This is a genomic window from Bacillus sp. C1 (assembly GCF_054570475.1).
Genome location: NZ_JBTMZT010000034.1, coordinates 1 through 947, shown reverse-complemented (window position 1 = coordinate 947; position 947 = coordinate 1). Strand labels below are relative to the sequence as shown.

The window sequence follows — 947 nt, the reverse complement described above, 5'->3', positions numbered from 1 at the left end:
GAGTTGAATGAACGGGCAAATCAAGTTGCTCGTGTGTTACGAGAGAAAGGTGTGGAGCGAGAAGCGTTTGTTGGGATTATGGTAGACCGCTCTATTGAAGCAATTGTCGGTGTGCTAGGTGTTTTAAAAGCAGGGGCAGCTTATGTTCCGATTGATCCAACATATCCAAGTGAACGAATTCAATATATGTTAGAAGATAGTGGTGCGAAGTATTTATTGAAACAAAAGCGGTTATATGTTCCAAAAGGATATGCTGGAGAAGTGATAGAAATTGATGATTCAACCTTATATCAAGGAGAAGCGGCGAATCTTGAACAAATAAACGAGCCGAACGATTTGGCTTATATGATTTATACGTCAGGTTCTACCGGGAAACCAAAAGGGGTTATGCTCGAACATCAAGGTGTAAGCAATTTCTGTTTAATCGCTGAAACATATGGCATTGTTCCGAATAGCCATGTATTACAATTTGCCTCTTTTAGTTTTGATTCCTCCGTAGGTGAAATCTTCCCTACTTTACTAACAGGGGCGACGCTATATATGGCACGAAAAGAGCTATTGCTTTCTGGTGCGGAGTTTGTTGCGTGGTTGAAAGAAAATAAAATTGCATCTGTTGTGTTCCCGCCATCAGTTTTACGAGCACTTCCGTATGAGGATTTACCCGATTTAACGACAATTATTACAGCGGGAGAAGCATGTTCAGCGGATTTAGTGAAAGTATGGGGAAAAGGGCGGAAATTTATCAATGCATACGGACCAACAGAAGCGACAGTAGGTAGTACAGTCGGACTATGTACAGAGGATATGGAAAAGCCACCAATTGGAAAACCAAATCATAATAAAAAGATATATATTGTCAATCGTAATCACCAGCTTCAACCGATCGGAGTGCCGGGTGAGTTATGTATTGGAGGAGAAGGTTTAGCTAGAGGGTACTGGAATCGTGC

1 protein-coding gene is annotated in these 947 nt (G+C 41.4%); it reads left to right on the top strand.

Going from position 1 to position 947, the window contains the following annotated elements:
* The coding region (locus tag ACX5JI_RS26380; protein ID WP_459503931.1) for an AMP-binding protein at positions 1-947 on the top strand (947 nt) is incomplete at both ends.